Source organism: Achromobacter sp. CSND-B12 (assembly GCF_052906545.1).
Map to the genome: position 1 here is coordinate 1,639,454 of NZ_JBREGJ010000001.1, position 18,437 is coordinate 1,657,890.

The window sequence follows — 18,437 nt, forward strand, 5'->3', positions numbered from 1 at the left end:
CATTCTACGGCGGCGCTGTCGCCTGAGCATTCAGCGTCCCGCGACCGCCGCCGCCGCCGACTTCAGCCAGGTCTCGAACAGCTTCAGGGCCTCGGAACGCTCGCTGCGCTGCGGATAGCCGAAGTAGTAGCCCTGGCTGACCGTCAGCGACTGCGGCACCGGCATCGCCAGCGCGCCTTGGTCCAGCGCCGGCTGCGCCAGGAAGCGCGGCATCAGGCCCACGCCCAGCCCGGCCTGCACCGCCGCCATCACCATGGTGAACAGTTCGTAGCGCGGCCCGCCGGCCGCCTGCGGGCCGTACAGGTAGTTGTTGGCGCCGTACCACTGGCGCCAGGCATCGGGCCGCGAACTCAGGTGCAGGTGGGTCATGCCGGCCAGCGCGCCGGCGCCGGCCTCGGTCACGCGCGCCGCCAGCTCGGGCGCGCACACCGGCACCAGCTCGCGTTCCGGAAACAGCAGCACGCCCTGGGTGCCCGGCCACAGCGTGTCGCCGTGGTAGAGCGCGCCGTCGAACGGCTGGTCCTTGAACTGGAATGGCAGCGTGCGCACCGACAGACTGACGGTGATGTCCGGCTGCTCGCGCTGGAAGTCCGCCAGCCGCGGGATCAGCCAGGTGGTGGCCAGCGTTGGCACCACGGCGATGTGGATGCTGCGGCCCATGCCCGTGCGGCTGACCAGGCCGAAGGTGTCCTTCTCGATCTGGTCGAGGTGATGGCGGATGCGTCCCGCATATTCCGCGCCATGATCGGTCAGGACGATGCGGCGCCGCACCCGCGTGAACAACTGCACGCCCAACCGTGCCTCCAGGCTGGCCACCTGGCGGTAGACCGCGCTGTGGGTCAGGGACAGTTCCTCGGCCGCCCGCGAAAAACTGCCCAGGCGGGCCGATGCCTCGAAGGCCTGCAGGGCGCTCAGATTGGGGATGCCGTTTCTCATGGGGTCAGGGACGCAACAAAACCGGGGACCACCGCCGCACGCCGCGTGGCGCCTGGCGCCGGGTCGTGCCGGCGGCTCAATAGATTGTGCAATTTTATCAATTGCGTTGTGCGATCAAGGAACATTATGCTCGGATGTCTTAATCTCGGCTCATCCTGACACCCACCATGTCCCAGCAAGCATCCCGCCTCGGCGGCCACATCCTCGTCGACCAGCTCGTCGCCCAGGGCGTCAAACACGTTTTCTGCGTTCCCGGCGAGAGCTACCTGGCGGTGCTGGACGGCCTGCACGACGCCGACATCAAGGTCACCGTCTGCCGTCAGGAAGGTGGCGCCGCCATGATGGCGGACGCCCATGGCAAGCTGACCGGCGAACCCGGCATCTGCATGGTGACCCGCGGCCCGGGCGCCTCCAACGCGCTGGCCGGCGTGCACATCGCCAAGCAGGACTCGACCCCGATGATCCTGTTCGTCGGCCAGATCGAGCGCGGCATGCGCGAGCGCGAAGCCTTCCAGGAAATGGACTACCGCGCCGTCTTCGGCACGCAGGCCAAGTGGGTCACCGAGATCGACCAGGTCGAGCGCATTCCCGAACTGATCTCGCGCGCTTTCCACATCGCCACCTCGGGCCGTCCGGGCCCGGTGGTGATCGCGCTGCCCGAGGACATGCTGGTCGAAGCCGCCCAGGTGGCCGACGCGCCGCGCTACGAGGTCATCGATTCCGCCCCCACCGCCGGCCAGCTGGCCGACCTGGAGCAGTTGCTGGCCCAGGCCAGCAATCCCGTCGCGATTCTCGGCGGCACGCGCTGGGACGCGCGCGCGGTGCAGCAGTTCGCCGACTTCGCGCAGCGCCATGCCTTGCCCACGGCGGTGTCGTTCCGCCGCCAGATGCTGTTCCCGGCCGACCATCCGTGCTTCATCGGCGACGTCGGCTTGGGCATCAACCCGGCCCTGCTCAAGCGCGTGGCCGACGCCGACCTGGTGTTGCTGGTCGGCGGCCGCATGTCGGAAAACCCCAGCCAGGCCTACACGCTGCTGGACATCCCGGTGCCGAAGCAGAAGCTGGTGCACGTGCATCCGGACGCCGCTGAACTGGGCCGCGTTTATCGCCCCACGCTGGCCATCAACACCTCGCCCGCCGCCTTCGCCCAGGCGCTGGCCGGCCTGAAGGCCCCCGCGCAACCGGCCTGGGCCGACGGCACGCAGGCCATGCGCGAGTCGTACCTGAAGTGGAGCGACCCGACGGCCGTCACCACCCCGGGCGCGCTGCAGCTGGGCCAGGTCATGGCCTACCTGGAAAAGACGCTGCCGGCCGACGCCGTCATGACCAACGGCGCCGGCAACTACGCCACCTGGCTGCATCGCTTCCACCGCTTCACCCGCTTCGGCACGCAGCTGGCGCCGACCTCGGGCTCGATGGGCTATGGCCTGCCGGCCGCCGTGGGCGCCAAGCGCGTCTGGCCCGACAAGACCGTGGTCTGCTTCGCCGGCGACGGCTGCTTCCTGATGCACGGCCAGGAATTCGCCACCGCCGTGCAGTACGACCTGCCCATCATCGTGGTGCTGGTCGACAACGGCATGTACGGCACCATCCGCATGCACCAGGAAAAGCACTACCCCGGCCGCATTTCCGCCACCGAGCTGAAGAACCCGGACTTCGCCGACTACGCCCGCGCCTTCGGCGGCCACGGCGAACGCGTCGAGACCACCGAGCAGTTCGGCCCGGCGTTCGAACGCGCGCTGGCCAGCGGCAAGCCGGCCATCCTGCACTGCTTCATCGACCCGCAGACCATCACGCCGTCGACCACGCTGGACAAGATCCGCGACGCGGCGCTCAAGGCCCGGCACTGATACCCGGAGGCGACGGCATCCCCACGGCGACGCGCCCCGCGCGCGTCGCGTAAACCCCGGGTTGCCGCGCCAATTATTTTAGGTTTAAACTTTCCAGATTCCGAAAACGGAAATCCATAGCGGAGACCCAGCATGTCCTCGAATCCCTCGTTCCATTGGCAAGACCCCCTGTTGCTGGACCAGCAGCTCACCGAAGAAGAACGCATGGTGCGCGATGCCGCCCACGCCTACTCGCAGGACAAGCTGGCCCCGCGCGTGCTGAATGCCTTCCGCAACGAAAAGACCGATCCGGAAATCTTCTCGGAAATGGGCGAGCTGGGCCTGCTGGGCGCCACCATCCCCGCCGAATACGGCGGCGCCGGCCTGAACTACGTCAGCTACGGCCTGATCGCCCGTGAAGTCGAGCGCATCGACTCCGGCTACCGCTCGATGATGAGCGTGCAGTCGTCGCTGGTGATGGTGCCCATCAACGAATTCGGCAGCGAAGCGCAGAAGCAGAAGTACCTGCCCAAGCTGGCCCGCGGCGAGTGGATCGGCTGCTTCGGCCTGACCGAACCCAACCACGGCTCCGATCCCGGCGGCATGGAAACGCGCGCGGTCAAGACCGCCGACGGCTACAAGCTGACCGGCAACAAGATGTGGATCACCAACTCGCCCATCGCCGATGTGTTCGTGGTGTGGGCCAAGTGCGTCGGCGGCGAGTTCGACGGCAAGATCCGCGGCTTCATCCTCGAGAAAGGCACCAAGGGCCTGACCGCCCCCGCCATCCACGGCAAGGTCGGCCTGCGCGCCTCGATCACCGGCGAAATCGTCATGGACGAGGTGGAAGTGTCCGCCGACCAGATGATGCCGGGCGTGTCCGGCCTGAAGGGCCCGTTCACCTGCCTGAACTCGGCCCGCTACGGCATCGCCTGGGGCGCTATCGGCGCCGCCGAAGCCTGCTGGCACACCGCCCGCCAGTACACCCTGGACCGCAAGCAGTTCGGCCGCCCGCTGGCCGCCAACCAGCTGATCCAGAAGAAGCTGGCCGACATGCAGACCGAGATCACGCTGGCCCTGCAAGGCTGCCTGCGCCTGGGCCGCATGAAGGACGAAGGCACCGCCGCCGTCGAGATCACCTCGATCATGAAGCGCAACTCGTGCGGCAAGGCGCTGGACATCGCCCGCCTGGCCCGCGACATGCTGGGCGGCAACGGCATCTCCGACGAATTCGGCGTGGCCCGCCACCTGGTCAACCTGGAAGTGGTCAACACCTACGAAGGCACCCACGACGTGCACGCCCTGATCCTGGGCCGCGCGCAGACCGGCATCCAGGCCTTCTATTGATTTGCAGTGCCCCGCGCGGACGGAGCCCGGCTCTGCTCCGGACGCGCGATTCGCCGGCGTGGCGAAGATTGGGCGCCCCTTTCGAGGGGCGTTTTTTTTTGGATGCCGACCATCGCATCCGCCTCGCATTAGGGTTATCAGGAGCTAGCCCGCGCGCGGCCCATGGCTTACGCTGCGTGCAATTGGCCTGGTGCCGGCCCGCTGCATCCGCCTGCCCGACCCCGGATTTTTCGTCACGACCAGGAGTCGCGCATGCACGGCAGTCCCTCGTTCCGCCTGTGGGCGGGCATCGTCATCGCTTTTGCGGGCCACGGCGCATTCGCCGCCACCACTCTCACCATGACCACCGAGTACCCGGCCACGTCGATGCCGGGACAAGGCGTGTCCACCTTCGCCGATCTGGTGCGCAGCAAGAGCGCGGGCCAGGTTGTCATCGACGCCAGCTTCGACGCCGCCAAGGGCATCAAGTCGGGCGACATGATCGACGCGGTCGAGACACGCAAGGTCGATGCCGGCGATGCCTTCGCCGGCGCGCTGGCGGCCAAGTACCCGCTGTTCGGCGTGTCCTCGCTGCCGTTCCTGGCCGATTCGCTGTCCAAGGCGCGCGCGCTCAACAAATCGGCCCGCCCCGCCTACGAGAAACTGCTGGCCGCGCACGGCCAGAAGCTGCTCTACACCACCCCCTGGCCGGCCTCGGGCATCTGGTCCAAGGACAAGGTGGACAGTGTCGCCGCCCTGAAGGCCTTGAGCATCCGCACCTATGACGCGACCTCGCAGGACGTGATGCAGAAAGCCGGCGCGCGCGCGCAGAACATTTCGTTCGCCGACGCCATGCCGCGCATCGCCTCGGGCGAGGTCAACGCGGTGCTGTCCTCGGGCGATGGCGGCGCCGGCCGCAAGCTGTGGGAACACCTGCCACGCTTCGCCGAGATCAACTACGCGATGCCGATCTCGGTGGCGACGATGAACCTGAAGGCCTATCAGGCGCTGGACGCGAAATCGCGCAAGGCGATCGACCAGGCCGCGGCGCAGACCGAGGCCGAGCAGTGGAAACGCATCGAAGGCCGGTTGCAGCAGAACTACGCCAACATGCGCAAGAACGGCGTGACCATCGATACCGCGGTGCCGATGCCGGTGCGCCAGGCGCTGAAGAAAGCGGCGGCGGACTCGGTCAAACAGTGGGAGGCGGCGGCGCGGCTGGAAGGGGCGAATATCCTGAAGGCGATGCGGCGGCCGTAGGAAGGCGGAAGCCGTCCATACACGAGTCCGGGGGCTTTTCGGTCATGCGTATTCCCAGATCGAACCGGACTCGACATTGGCATTTATGGTGTCGGCCATCCACCACATGCCAGGTGGCACGTGCATGGTGAAACCGCAACGCATGCCGGCATACCCGCCAGGGGTCGTGTCGTAATGATAAGGAACCGATCCCGCATTACCGGAGACATTGTTGAGGTATCCAGCAACGATGATCGTCCCCGCAGCGACGCCAACACAATGAAACCCGACCAGTATGGGGCGGCCTGTGGTGTTCTGATACCACGTGCGCAACACCGTCGTGCATGAACGAAGCTGCTGCCCTGTACCGAACACTTGTCCCTTCAACTGCTGCAAAGTGGATTGGGCCACGCCCAGGTCGGACGCCAATTGTGCGGCGTCGACGCTCCCCGCGTTGGTGACAGTCCCGAAGGCCTGCACGGTCCAAACACCGGAAGCGAACGTCGGATGCGCTTCTGCGCCGCCTTCGCTAGTGGTGTTACGGGTAAAGATAGGAGTGACCGAGGCGGTAGTTCCGTAGAAGGAAGAGCTTCCGCCAGTCTCCCCGTACAGGTACTGCGGCGACGAAAAAACGTGCTGGTGCGCCTTGTTCTGGCTGGCTTTCAACACGCCGTTCAAAAGCGCGCCATCGCCGCGCATGAACGGCGCGCCAATTGAGCCGGGGGACTTCCCGTTGTAGTCCGGCATTCGGATGGTGGTAGAGCCGTCTCCCAACGTGAAGCTGCCGCGCTTGAGCGGATCGGCGAGCCATTCGGCCTCCTGCACCACCGGTAGTGAACGCGCTGCCACCATGGCGGCAAGATCCTTGAAAGTGGCGCGGCTGATTATCTGCCCATCCGCAGGAATCTGGCCAGCGGGAATGGACGTACGCAGCGGCCACCATGCAACCGAGCCTACGGGCGGACCGCTGGGGATCGGTGGCAGTTGATCGACCGGCACCTTGCCGCCATCGTCCAATGTGGCGATACCCCCGGGCTGGCCTTTTTCCGCCGGCGGCACCGCTGACAGCTGCACCGCTGGCACGCGGCCATCGGCGCCCAAGGTCGCCACGCCGCCCGGGCGCCCCTTATCCGAAGCAGGCACCAGGGGCGGCAACTGATTTGCGACGATCAATCCGTCCGCGCCCAAGGTCGCCACCCCGTCAGGCTGAGCTTTTTCCGCCAAGGGAATCAAGGCAGGCAATTGCGCTGGCGCGACTTTGCCATTGCCGCCCAACGTGGCAACGCCATTGGGTTTCCCCTTCTCCGCCAACGGCACCGACGGCACCGGAATTGGCAGATGTTCGACAGGCACACGCCCATCCTCGCCCAGCGGGGCAACGCCACTCGGTGCCGATTTTTGCGACAGAGGGATCGCAGGTGGAGGCAGATGCGCAGCCGGCACCTTGCCAGCCGCATCCAACGGTGTCACGCCACCCGCCGCGCCTTTTTCAGACATGGGCACGGCGGCGTCCGCCTTGCGTTGCGCGGCGGCGGTGGCCACTTCGACGGCTTCGACGCCCGCGCGGGTCTTGCCGAAGTTCTCGTTCACCAGCGCCATGGCGTCGCGCAGCGTGTCGCCGGTCTGGTCGTTCGGCGCGAGGCCGATGTTGATGGGTTTTAGGATTTGCATGGGAGAAAAGCCCTGACGGCGTGATGCCGCGACACGAAATGGAACAGCCACCCACGTATTCGGGCGGCGGGAAAAAAATGGGATTGCGCGGACAGATGCCGCTGCCAACGTCCCGGCGAGCTTTCCACTAGCCTCACCGGTACTCGGTCCAGAAATTCTGCGTCATGCTGTCGGCCACCACCCGATAGGTGATTCCTGGGGGAATGACAGCGGTGAGCGCCAGCGAGACGCCGTTCATTGTGGTGATGGAGCGCGTCCCCGCGATGCCGCCCACCATCACATACATGTTGCCGCCGGAGCTACTGTTGGAAGAGCCAACGATGTAAACCGAGATCGGCCGACCGGTACTGTTGGTGTATGTCACACCGAATGCCCGGGACGCGCCCATGTCTTGAAGCGTCTGCCCAACGCCGAAGACCTGCGCGCGTAAAGTCTGAAACGCCGCATTGAGCGCCGCATGGTCGCTGACCAGCTGTGCGATATCGACGCTGCCGCCATTGGCGACCGCGGCGAAAGCATGAATGGTCCAAACGCCCGTGACGTTTAACGGACGCGTTTCAGCAGCGGTGCGAACGGAGCGGGAAGCGTTGAAGTCCAATCGCCCGCCCACATTTGTCGTGTTGAATTGCGGCGCGCCATCACTTATACCGGCCGAAGCCAGCAATGCCCCTTCCCCGCCGCCGATAGCACCATATGTGGTGCGGACGCTTCCAGTAATGTTCTGAAGCGCATCGCCCTGAATCAAGCCATTTTCGCGGGCGGATAGCGCACCGTCGCCCCGAAGAAAGACCGCGGCGAGCGATCCCGACGCCATGCCGTTCAAATCAGGCACGCGGATGGTGCTGCTGCCATCCCCCAATGTGTAGCTCCCCCGCTTGAGCGGATCCGCCAACCAGTCCGCCTCGGACACCACCGGCACCTTGCCTTCCGTCACCATAGCCGCAAGATCGGGAAACGTGGCGCGGGTAACGATCTGCCCATCAGCGGGAATCTGGCCCGCCGGAATGGAAGCGCGCAGCGGCCACCACGCGACCGAACCGACCGGCGGTCCGCTGGGGACAGGCGGAAGCTGGCCGACCGGCACCTTGCCCTGCGCATCCAGCGTGGCAACGCCACCGGGTCGGCCTTTTTCTTCCGGCGGCACGGCGGCCAGCTGAAGCGCCGGCACGCGACCGTCAGCGTCCAGGGTTGCTACGCCGCCGGGACGCCCCTTGTCGGCCGCAGGGATCAACGGCGGTAATTGATTGGCGACGATCCGGCCATCCTCGGCCAGCGTGGCAACACCTTTGGGCTGCGCCTTCTCCGCCGCCGGAACCAGATCGGGGAGTTGAGCGAAGGGCACCTTGCCGTCCGCGGCCAACGCCGCGACACCACCCGGCTGGCCCTTTTCCGCCAGCGGCACGGACGCCACCGGTACCGGCAGGTGATCGACCGGCACGCGCCCATCCTCATCCAACGGCGCGACGCCGCCGGGCGCCGATTTCTGCGATAGCGGAATGGCCGGCGGCGGCAGGTGCGCGGCCGGCACCTTGCCCGCCGCGTCCAGCGGCGTCACGCCGCCGGCCGCGCCTTTTTCGGCGGAGGCAATCGCGGCATCCGCCTTGCGTTGCGCGGCGGCGGTGGCCACTTCGACGGCTTCGACGCCCGCGCGGGTCTTGGCGAAGTTCTCGTTCACCAGCCCCATGGCGTCGCGCAGCGTGTCGCCGGTCTGGTCGTTCGGCGCCTGGCCGACATTGATAGGTTTCAGGAGTTGCATGAAGGGGACCTTGATGACGAATCGCAGCAGCGGCGCTGCGCAAAAAAAAGCCCGCCGGCGGATGCGGGCGGGCCTGGGCGGAATGCCGGGTTCACGGAAGGAAGTGATCGTCTTGCGGGCTGCCTCATTCGGCGGGCCCATGCAAAAGGCCCGCCTGGTATCCCGGGCGGGCCTTCAATGCCGGTGGACGCAATTTGCCCACGACGCGGTCATGTTACGGGTATCCGCGGGAGCGGACAAGGCAACTGCGACACGGACGCCTGGCCCCGCCGCGGCGGGCGCGGGCCCGGCATGGCGGCGGGCTAGTCGCCCGCCAGATCGAACAGGCTGGTCGCGTCCAGTTCCAGCACGGCTTCGTCGTGCTGGTTGATCACCGTCCAGGCCCAGGTGATGATGCCCAGGTCCGGGCGCGACGAGGAGGTGCGCGCGCCTTGCACCCGGGCTTCCAGGCGCAACTGATCGCCGGGCCGCACCGGCGTGCGCCAGCGCACCTCGCCCAGGCCGGGCGAGCCGAACGATTCGGAATCGTGCAGCGCCGAGTCCACCGCCATGCGCATGGCCAGCGCGCAGGTGTGCCAGCCGCTGGCGATGAGGCCGCCCCAGCGGCCTTCGGCGGCGCGCTTGAGATCGGTGTGGAACCACTGCGGGTCGTACTTGCGGGCGAACTCGAGGATTTCGGCTTCCGTGATGGTGACCGGGCCGGCCTTGATCAGCATGCCGTCCTTGAAATCAGCGAACTTCATTGGTGGACTTCCCCTCGCGTAGGTGACCGATCGACGGCGTCCTTCGCGGCGGCCGCCGGTTCAATAGGTCTCGAAGTGCAGCCGCCCCTCGCGGCGCAACACATCGTGCAGGATAGTCCAATCCTGCCCCGCTTGCACCGTCACCTCGCGCAGGGCGTCCAGCACGCCGACTTCCATGCCTTTCAGGCCGCAGACGTAGATGCAGGTGTTGCGATCGGCCAGCAGGCCCCGCACGTCGGCGGCGCGTTCGCGGATCAGGTCCTGCACATAGCGCCTGGGCCGGTCCGCTTCGCGCGACAACGCCAGATTGATGTCGATGAAGTCGCGCGGCAGTTTCATCAACGGCCCGAAGTACGGCAGCTCGCGTTCGGTGCGCGCGCCGAAGAACAGCATCAGCCGACCGTTCTCGCCGGTCTCGATGCGGCGGCGGTAGCGCTCGGTCATGGCGCGCATCGGCGCCGAGCCGGTGCCGGTGCAGATCATGATGAGGTTGGCGCGCGGGTGGTTCGGCATCAGGAAGGTGTGGCCGAACGGCCCGATGACCTGCACGGTGTCGTTCCTGGCCAGGTCGCACAGGTAATTGGAGCAGACGCCATTGACCGACTGGCCCTGGTGGTCTTCGGTGACGCGCTTCACTGTCAGCGACAGGTTGTTGTAGCCGGCGCGCTCGCCATCGCGCGGGCTGGCCAACGAATACTGGCGCGCGTGGTGCGGCCGGCCCTGGGCATCGGTGCCGGGCGGCAGGATGCCGATGGACTGGCCTTCCAGCACCGGGAACGGCAGTTCGCCGAAGTCCAGCACGATGTGGTGGATGTCGCTGTCGGTGTCGGCGCCGGTGACGCGGTAGTTGCCGACCACGGTGGCGGTCACCGGCGTCTTGTGGGTGTAGAGGTTGACGTAGGGATGCGCGGCGGACCACGGCGGCACGCTGGCGCCGGGCGTCACGGACGGCATGGCCGCCACAGCGGCGGACGACACCGGCTCGACGACCGCGTTCGCCGCCTCATCCACGATCGCCGCGGCTTCCGGCAGGGGCTGCTCGCGCGGCAGTTCGTCCCAGCCCAGCTGGTCCTGCACCGAATAGGCGTCGCTGCGCAGCACCAATCGCCAATTGTCGATCGAGCCGGTGGGGCACGGCGGCACGCAGGCCATGCAGCCGTTGCAGATGTCCGGGTCGACCACGTAGTTGTTGCTGTCGTGCGTGATCGCGTCGATCGGACAGGTTTCTTCGCAGGTGTTGCAGCGAATGCAGATCTCGGGATCGATCAGGTGCTGCTTCAGGACTTCCATGGGCAGGGCGGCGTTCATCGCGGTCATCCGAATGCGCGGCGCGGCGGCGCATGGCGCCGCCGCGGGGCCTTAGTTGAAACGAACGTACTCGAAGTTCACGGGCTGGCGGTTGATGCCCATGACCGGCGGCGCGATCCAGTTGGCGAACTTGCCGGGCTCGGTCACGCGGCCCATCAGCGAGGCGACGAACTCACGGTCCTCCGGCGTGGGCAGCCATTGGTGGCGGTGCGCCTGCCATTGCGCTTCGGACAGGATCTCGCCCTCGGGCGACATGCGGATGCCGGCCAGCGTGCCGATCTGGCGGTTGAAGGCCTTGTGCGGCACCTGCAGGCGGAAGGCGATGCCGCTCTTTTCGATGACCTTGTTCCAGCGGCCGATGCCGGCCACAGAGTCGCGGATGAAGTCGTCGCGCAGCACCTCGTTCAACGCGTTCAGCATCGGCACCTCGACCTCGCGCAGCCTGCCGTTGTCGACCGACAGCACGCGGTAGGTGTCGTTCTTGAGCTGGTGGTCGTCGTTGCGCTTGCTTTCTTCGTAGCGGCCCTTCAGGCCCGAGCCGTAGAAGATGGCGGCGTTGGACGATTGGTCGGCGCCGAACAGATCGATGGTGACGCTGTAGTGGAAGTTCAGGTAGCGCTGGATCGTCGGCAGATCGATGACGCCGGCGGCACGCACGGCGGCCGGGTCGTCGGTCTTCAACTGGTTCATCACTTCGCAGGTGCGCTGGATCACGCGCGAGATGCCGGATTCGCCCACGAACATGTGGTGCGCCTCTTCGGTCAGCATGAACTTGGTGGTGCGGGCCAGCGGGTCGAAGCTGGATTCGGCCAGCGCGCACAACTGGAACTTGCCGTCGCGATCGGTGAAGTAGGTGAACATGTAGAACGCCAGCCAGTCCGGCGTCTTCTCGTTGAAGGCGCCGAGGATGCGCGGGTTGTCGGAATCGCCGGAGGTGCGCTGCAGCAGCGCGTCGGCCTCTTCGCGGCCGTCTCGGCCGAAGTAGCGGTGCAGCAGGTAGACCATGGCCCACAGGTGGCGGCCTTCCTCGACGTTGATCTGGAACAGGTTGCGCAGGTCGTACTGCGACGGCGCGGTCAGGCCCAGGTGGCGCTGCTGCTCGATCGACGCCGGCTCGGTGTCGCCCTGCGTGACGATGATGCGGCGCAGGTTGGCGCGGTGTTCGCCGGGAACGTCCTGCCACACGTCGCGGCCCATGTTCTCGCCGAAGTGGATCTTGCGCTGGCCGTCCTGCGGCGCCAGGAAGATGCCCCAGCGGTAGTCGGGCATGCGCACGTGATTGAAGTGGGCCCAGCCGTCGGGCTCGACGCTGACGGCGGTGCGCAGGTAGACGTCGAAGCCATGCGAGCCGTCCGGACCCATGTCCTGCCACCATTGCAGGTAATTGGGCTGCCAGTGTTCCAGCGCGCGCTGCAACGTGCGGTCGCCGGACAGGTTGACGTTATTGGGGATCTTGTCGCTGTAGTTGATGCCTGACATTGTCTCTGCTCCTGGATGGACGGCCGCGTCGGGGCGGCGTCGGGTCTTGGGGCGCCGGCCGCGCTGCGCGGGCCGGCGCCGTGTATGGGGACTTGCTGCGTGGGCCGCGCTAGACGCGGTTCCAGTCGAATGTCGCCTGCTCGCCCTTGCCGTAGAGCTTGAGCGCGCCCTTCTCGCCCGCCGCGTTGGGTCGGTTGAAGATCCAGTTCTGCCAGGCGGTCAGGCGGCCGAAGATGCGCGTTTCCATGGTTTCGCGGCCGCCGAAGCGCAGGTTGGCTTCCAGGCCGGTGAGCGCATCGGGCGACAGCGCGCGGCGCTCTTCCAGCATCATGCGCACCTCGTCGTCCCAGTCGATGCTGTCGGGCGCGTAGGTCACCAGTCCCAGCGCCAGCGCGTCGCGCGCGGCCAACGGCTGGCCGGCGCGGGCCCGCACCGCTTCGAGCGGCGCGGTTTCCTCGTGGAAGCGGCGTTGCAGGCGGCTCTGGCCGTTGACCATCGGGTAGGCGCCGAAGTTGGCCTCGCCCACGATCAGCTGGGCCGGGTCGTGTTCCTCGCCTTCGCTGTCCAGCATGTAGCTGCGGTCGGCGGCCAGCGCCAGTTCCAGCAGCGTGCCGGCAAAGCACGAACCCGGCTCGACCAGCGCGAACAGGCTGCGCGAGGTCACGTCCAGGCGCGCCAGCGTGCGGCGCAGCAGGCCGGCGGTCTCGCGCACGAACCAGTGGCCGGCATGGCGTTGCAGCGAAGCGTCCGCGGCCAGCACGGCCTGCGCGTCGCCCTCGGTCTTGAAGATCCAGGTGCCGATGTCCAGCTCGTTGGTGCGCAGCGACAGGATGGCGTCGTCCAGTTCGCGCGCCATCTGCAACGGCCACCAGGCCGCGCCGGCGGCCAGAATGTCGGCCAGCTCCGATTGCACCGGCCCCTGCGGCGCGCGCACGGTCCAGGTGGCCTGGCGCTTGTCGCGGTCCAGGCGCACGTCGACGTAGCGGTAGGACAAGGCATCGGCGCTTTCCTCGCGCGCCAGCGGGGTGAGCGTCACGCCGGCCTCGCCGGCCGGACGGTGGCTGCCCTCGGCCAGCGCCAGCGCGCGCTCGCGCACCGCGGCCTCGAACTGCGCCGGCTTGACCACATCATCGACCAGGCGCCAGTCCTTGGCGCGCTGGCCGCGCACGCCTTCGACCAGGGTGCAGAAGATATCGGCGTGATCGTGGCGCACGCGGCGCTTGTCGGTGACGCGGGTCAGGCCGCCGGTGCCGGGCAGCACGCCCAGCAGCGGCACTTCGGGCAACGCGACCGAGGACGAGCGATCGTCGATCAGCAGGATCTCGTCGCAGGCCAGCGCCAGCTCGTAGCCGCCGCCGGCGCAGGCGCCGTTGAGCGCGGCGATGAACTTCAGCCCGCTGTTGCGGCTGGAGTCCTCGATGCCGTTGCGGGTTTCGTTGGTGAACTTGCAGAAGTTCACCTTCCAGGCGTGCGAGGACAGGCCCAGCATGAAGATGTTGGCGCCCGAACAGAAGATGCGGTCCTTCATGCTGGTGACGACCACGCTGCGCACCTCGGGATGCTCGAAGCGGATGCGTTGCAGCGCGTCGTGCAGCTCGATGTCCACGCCCAGGTCGTAGGAATTGAGCTTGAGCTTGTAGCCGGGGCGCAGGCCGCCGTCCTCGGCCACGTCCATCGCCAGCGTGGCGACCGGGCCATCGAACGACAGGCGCCAATGACGATACTGGGTGGGATCGGTCCGAAAATCGACCTTGCTGGCGGTGCTGCTCATCGCTTGTCTCCTGATGCCCTGATCTGACAGGAAAAATACTGCACGACATGAATTATTATGCAGATTAGTGCAGGTGAAAATCAGCGTCAAGCAAAAGATGCACAAAAGTGCAGGTCACCAAGGGGCCCATCAAAGCGTCCTTCAATGAAGCCCGCTCTCCGAACGGACAGGCCGAGGCCCCGCCAAAGAAAAGGCCGCCTCAACGGGCGGCCCTGGCGGTCGGCGAAAGACGCGGGCGCTACAGCGGCAGACCGCAAGCCTTGCGCACCTGGGTACGCAGGCCGGCGAAGCTCTCCTGCACCTCCAGGTGGCTGGTGACCCAGGTCAGGTCGGCCTTGGCATAGAAAGCCTCGCGCCCGGCCAGGATGCGCTTCAGGTCGGCCATGGCTTCGTTGTTGCCGGACATCGGCCGGAAATCGCCCTGCGCCATCACCCGGCCCATGTGCTCCTCGGGCGTGGCCCGCAGCCAGACCGTGTAGCAGTGCGCCAGCAGCAGGTTGAGCGTGGCGGGCTCCGACACCAAACCGCCGGGTGTGGCCAGCACCATTTCCGGATAGATCTGCACCGCCTCTTCCAGCGCGCGGCGCTCGTAGCGGCGGTAGGCGTTGGGCCCGTACAGGTTGTGGATCTCCAGGATGCTGCAACCGGCCACCCGCTCGATCTCGCGGTTCAGCTCGACGAACGGGTAGCCCAGGTCATCGGCCAGCATCTGGCCCAACGTGGACTTGCCCGCGCCGCGCAGGCCGATCAGCGCGATGCGCTGGGTACGGTTGGGGCGCTGCGCGCCGGCCCCCACGCCGAACAGCTGGGTCAGCGCCTCGCGCGCGCGCTGCAGGTCGGACTCGGTGCGGCCGCTGAGCAGTTCGCGGATCAGCAGCCAGTCGGGCGACTCGGTGGTGACGTCGCCGACCAGCTCGGCCAGCGCGCAATTGAAGGCCTTGGCGATCTGCAGCAGCACCAGGATCGAGGCATTGCCCACGCCGTGCTCGAGATTGGCCAGGTGCCGTTCGGACACGCCGGTCACCTGCGACAGGCCCTTGCGCGTCATGCCGCGGATAGCGCGCAGGCGGCGCACCCGTTCGCCCAATGCCACCAGGAAAGCTTCCCGCCTGGGTTCGGTTGGCGCCGCGTCTTCTAGCGCTTGGTTCATGGTGTAGCTGACTCCGCAAAAACCCTGATAACACCTGATTTATGCACTATAGTGCTTGACCCACATCAATGGAAGCACTATTTTTCCTTCAACAGCTTCAACAGCGTGTCAGGTGCGACAAAACAGCACTGGATTGCATCCGCCGCTGAAGCGCCGACAGTGTATAGGAGGAGACCGGGTGAGCACGCCAGAACGATTCCACGCGCTGATGCGCCAGGTGACGGGCCTGATGGCCGGCCAGGCGCTGGACAGCGCCCTGCAGCAGCGCCTGAACCAGGAGGCTGGCCCCGACAGCGCGCTGTACGCCGACATCTTCGCCACCTGTAGGCAGGGAGTGGCCGACGGCTGGATGTGCAACCGCGAAGGCGGCGGCATCCGCTACGGCCGCGTCATCAAGCCGGCCGAGGACCTGGGCGGCTGTTCGGTCGACGTGGTCGACATGGACGATCTGGCCGGCCCGCACCACGCGCATCCCAACGGCGAAGTCGACATGATCATGCCGCTGACCGACGCGGCGCGCTTCGACGGCCACGGCGCCGGCTGGCTGGTCTATGGCCCCGGCAGCGCCCACCGCCCCACCGTGACGCAGGGCCGCGCGCTGGTGCTGTACCTGCTGCCCGGCGGCGCCATCGAGTTCACCCGCGCATGAATCCGCGCCTCGCCCTTCCCCATCGCCCCGGTCGCCCCCCGCGCGGCCGGCCGGCCGCCGGCGCGGGCTGAGCCACACCCTGCCGCCGGTCACGACAAGCCGCCAGACGCTTGCGGACCGCCGGACAGCCCCCGCCCGCCAGGACACCAGGAGACAACCGTGAATGCCTGCCCCGCCGAACTGAACTTCGCCAGCCATCTGGCCGCCTTGAACGCGCCGCGCGCCGCCAAGCTGGCCTACATCGACGACACCCGCCAGCTCACCTACGGCGAACTGGCCGAGCGCGTGGCGCGCATGGCGGGCGCATTGCGCCAGTTGGGGCTGCGGCGCGAGGAACGCATCCTGCTGCTGATGCAGGACACGGCGGATTGGCCGGTGGTGTTCCTGGGCGCGCTGCACGCCGGCGTGGTGCCCGTGGCCGTGAACACCCTGCTGACGCCGGACGATTACGCCTACATTCTCAACCACAGCCGCGTGCGCGCCGCCTTCGTCTCCGAGAGCCTGCTGTCGACCTTGCAGGCCGCGCTGGCGCAAGCGCCCGGCGAGGTCGAACACCTGGTGGTGTCACGCCCCGCGGCGGCGCTGCCCGCCGGCGCTCACGAACTCGACGCGCTGCTGGCCGCCGCCCCGCTGGCGCCGGCCGCGCGCACGCTGTCCGATGAGATCGCCTTCTGGCTGTATTCGTCGGGCTCCACCGGCAAGCCCAAGGGCGTGGTCCACACCCATGGCAACCTGTGGCACACCGCCGAGCTGTACGCCAAGCCGGTGCTGGGCATCCGCGAGGACGATATTGCATTCTCCGCCGCCAAGCTGTTCTTCGCCTACGGGCTGGGCAACGGCCTGACCTTTCCGCTGTCGGTGGGCGCCACCGTCGTGCTGATGGCCGAGCGGCCGACGCCGCAGGCCGTGTTCCAGCGCCTGGTGCGGCACCGCCCGACCGTGTTCTACGGCGTGCCGACGCTGTACGCCAGCATGCTGGCCGCGCCCGACCTGCCGCCGCGCGAACAGGTGGCGATGCGCGTGTGCACCTCGGCCGGCGAGGCCCTGCCGCGCGACATCGGCGAACGCTTCCAGCGCCATTTCGGCTGTGACATCCTGGACGGCATCGGCTCGACCGAGATGCTGCACATCTTCCTGTCGAACCGCGCCGGCCAGTTGCGCTACGGCACCACCGGCAAGCCGGTGCCCGGCTACGAGGTGCAACTGCGCGACGACAACGGCGCGCCGGTGGGCGCTGGCACGATTGGCGACCTCTACATCAAGGGCCCGAGCGCCGCGCTGATGTACTGGAACAACCGCGACAAGACGCGCCAGTGCTTCCTGGGCGACTGGCTCAAGAGCGGCGACAAATACATCTGCGACGCCGACGGCTACTACACCTATGCCGGCCGCAGCGACGACATGATCAAGGTCAGCGGCCAGTACGTGTCGCCGGTGGAAGTGGAGAACGTGCTGGTGCAGCACGAGGCGGTGCTCGAAGCCGCCGTGATCGGCGTGCCGGACCACGACGGCCTGGTCAAGACCAAGGCCTACGTGGTGCTGCGCCCGGGCTACGCGCCGGACGCGAACACCGGCGCCGACCTGCAGCGCTATGTGAAGCAGCACCTGGCGCCCTTCAAGTATCCGCGCCAGATCGACTTCACCGATGAACTGCCCAAGACCGCCACCGGCAAGATCCAGCGATTCCGCCTGCGCCAGCTGGAACAGGTCACGCCATGAGCGCCGTGCCCGCTCCCGAGCCCGCTGCCCTGGCCGACGTGCGCGCGGCGGGCCGCGACCTGCGCCTGGAATACCAGTGGATCGCGGCGTCGCGCCAGGGCGCGCCATTGCTGGTGTTCCTGCACGAAGGCCTGGGCTCGGTGTCGATGTGGAAGGACTGGCCAAGGCAAGCTTGTGAAGCCGCCGGCTGCCGCGGGCTGGTCTATTCGCGTTACGGCTATGGCCGCTCCACGCCGCTGGCCACCGGCGAAAAGCGTGCGGTCGACTTCATGCACCGCGAGGCCGCCGACGCGCTGCCGGCGCTGCTCGCCGCGCTCGGTATCGATGCCAAGCGGGATCGCCCCATCCTGTTCGGCCACAGCGATGGCGGCTCCATCGCCCTGCTTTACGCCGCCATGCATCCGGACGCAGTCGCGGGCGTGGTGGTGGCCGCGCCGCACATCTTCGTCGAGGACCGCACCGTGGCGCATATCGAACAGGCGCGCCAGGCCTACCGCGACACCGACCTGCGCGCGCGGCTGGCGCGCCATCACGACGACGTCGACTCGGCCTTCCGTGGCTGGAACGACGTCTGGCTGGACCCCGCCTTCCGCAGCTGGAACATCGAGGATCACCTGCCCGCCATCGCCTGCCCGGTGCTGGCGATGCAGGGCGTGGACGATGAGTACGGCACGCTCGAACAGATACGCGGCATCCGCCGCGCCGCGCCGCAGACGCGGCTGCTGGAAATTCCCGACTGCCGCCATTCGCCGCACAAGGACCAGCCCGCCACCGTAATCCAGGCCATCGCCGGCTTCGTCGGCGCGCTGGACCAACCCGGCCGCCCCAGCGGCAGCCCATGACAAGCACGGAGACACCACC

The 18,437-nt window shown here is 67.4% G+C and carries 14 protein-coding genes; 6 read left to right on the forward strand and 8 right to left on the reverse strand.

Going from position 1 to position 18,437, the window contains the following annotated elements:
- Positions 1 to 30 precede the first annotated feature (30 nt).
- The gene (locus ACUTAG_RS07595; protein WP_006385526.1) at positions 31 to 936 is read right to left on the reverse strand and encodes a LysR substrate-binding domain-containing protein; all 906 of its coding nucleotides are present in this window, start codon (positions 934 to 936) and stop codon (positions 31 to 33) included.
- A 167-nt stretch (positions 937 to 1,103) separates the two neighbouring features.
- Here ACUTAG_RS07595 and ACUTAG_RS07600 point away from each other — a divergent pair, with 167 nt between their 5' ends.
- From ACUTAG_RS07600 to ACUTAG_RS07610, 3 genes are all read left to right on the forward strand, one after another.
- On the forward strand, positions 1,104 to 2,786 hold the full coding sequence (locus ACUTAG_RS07600) for a thiamine pyrophosphate-binding protein (protein WP_024070118.1): 1,683 nt from the start codon (positions 1,104 to 1,106) through the stop codon (positions 2,784 to 2,786).
- A 132-nt stretch (positions 2,787 to 2,918) separates the two neighbouring features.
- Positions 2,919 to 4,112, forward strand: coding sequence for an acyl-CoA dehydrogenase (locus ACUTAG_RS07605; protein WP_006385528.1), 1,194 nt, complete (start codon positions 2,919 to 2,921; stop codon positions 4,110 to 4,112).
- 252 nt (positions 4,113 to 4,364) lie between these two features.
- Positions 4,365 to 5,351, forward strand: a complete 987-nt coding sequence (locus ACUTAG_RS07610; protein WP_148319224.1) for a TRAP transporter substrate-binding protein — start codon at positions 4,365 to 4,367, stop codon at positions 5,349 to 5,351.
- Positions 5,352 to 5,393: 42 nt separating this feature from the next.
- Here ACUTAG_RS07610 and ACUTAG_RS07615 read toward each other — a convergent pair whose 3' ends face one another.
- The 7 genes from ACUTAG_RS07615 to ACUTAG_RS07645 all read right to left on the reverse strand — a co-directional run bounded on the left by ACUTAG_RS07615 (position 5,394) and on the right by ACUTAG_RS07645 (position 15,208).
- Positions 5,394 to 7,001, reverse strand: a complete 1,608-nt coding sequence (locus tag ACUTAG_RS07615) for a hypothetical protein (protein WP_058207473.1) — start codon at positions 6,999 to 7,001, stop codon at positions 5,394 to 5,396.
- A gap of 133 nt (positions 7,002 to 7,134) precedes the next feature.
- Positions 7,135 to 8,898, reverse strand: a complete 1,764-nt coding sequence (locus tag ACUTAG_RS07620) for a phage tail protein (protein WP_223203229.1) — start codon at positions 8,896 to 8,898, stop codon at positions 7,135 to 7,137.
- Positions 8,899 to 9,059: 161 nt separating this feature from the next.
- Positions 9,060 to 9,500: a MaoC family dehydratase gene (locus ACUTAG_RS07625; RefSeq protein ID WP_024070121.1), complete on the reverse strand. Its 441-nt coding sequence runs from the start codon at positions 9,498 to 9,500 to the stop codon at positions 9,060 to 9,062.
- A gap of 60 nt (positions 9,501 to 9,560) precedes the next feature.
- Positions 9,561 to 10,808, reverse strand: coding sequence for a benzoyl-CoA 2,3-epoxidase subunit BoxA (boxA, locus tag ACUTAG_RS07630; RefSeq protein ID WP_024070122.1), 1,248 nt, complete (start codon positions 10,806 to 10,808; stop codon positions 9,561 to 9,563).
- Between the two features lie 51 nt (positions 10,809 to 10,859).
- Positions 10,860 to 12,287, reverse strand: coding sequence for a benzoyl-CoA 2,3-epoxidase subunit BoxB (gene boxB, locus ACUTAG_RS07635; RefSeq protein WP_006385534.1), 1,428 nt, complete (start codon positions 12,285 to 12,287; stop codon positions 10,860 to 10,862).
- A 109-nt stretch (positions 12,288 to 12,396) separates the two neighbouring features.
- Positions 12,397 to 14,058 carry a 2,3-epoxybenzoyl-CoA dihydrolase gene (gene boxC, locus ACUTAG_RS07640; RefSeq protein ID WP_054447987.1) on the reverse strand — a complete coding sequence of 554 codons (1,662 nt, stop codon included), beginning with the start codon at positions 14,056 to 14,058 and terminating at the stop codon, positions 12,397 to 12,399.
- Between the two features lie 238 nt (positions 14,059 to 14,296).
- On the reverse strand, positions 14,297 to 15,208 hold the full coding sequence (locus ACUTAG_RS07645; RefSeq protein WP_006385536.1) for a helix-turn-helix transcriptional regulator: 912 nt from the start codon (positions 15,206 to 15,208) through the stop codon (positions 14,297 to 14,299).
- Positions 15,209 to 15,386: 178 nt separating this feature from the next.
- On the opposite strand from ACUTAG_RS07645, the gene ACUTAG_RS07650 reads away from it, so the two are divergent.
- From ACUTAG_RS07650 to ACUTAG_RS07660, 3 genes are all read left to right on the forward strand, one after another.
- Entirely contained in the window at positions 15,387 to 15,857 is a 471-nt protein-coding gene (locus ACUTAG_RS07650; RefSeq protein ID WP_006385537.1) for a DUF4863 family protein, read from the forward strand.
- Between the two features lie 159 nt (positions 15,858 to 16,016).
- On the forward strand, positions 16,017 to 17,576 hold the full coding sequence (locus ACUTAG_RS07655; RefSeq protein ID WP_024070125.1) for a benzoate-CoA ligase family protein: 1,560 nt from the start codon (positions 16,017 to 16,019) through the stop codon (positions 17,574 to 17,576).
- Positions 17,573 to 18,418 (forward strand): alpha/beta fold hydrolase, encoded by an 846-nt coding sequence (locus tag ACUTAG_RS07660; RefSeq protein WP_006385539.1) that lies wholly within the window; start codon positions 17,573 to 17,575, stop codon positions 18,416 to 18,418. Before ACUTAG_RS07655 ends, ACUTAG_RS07660 begins: the two co-directional genes overlap by 4 nt.
- Positions 18,419 to 18,437 lie beyond the last annotated feature (19 nt).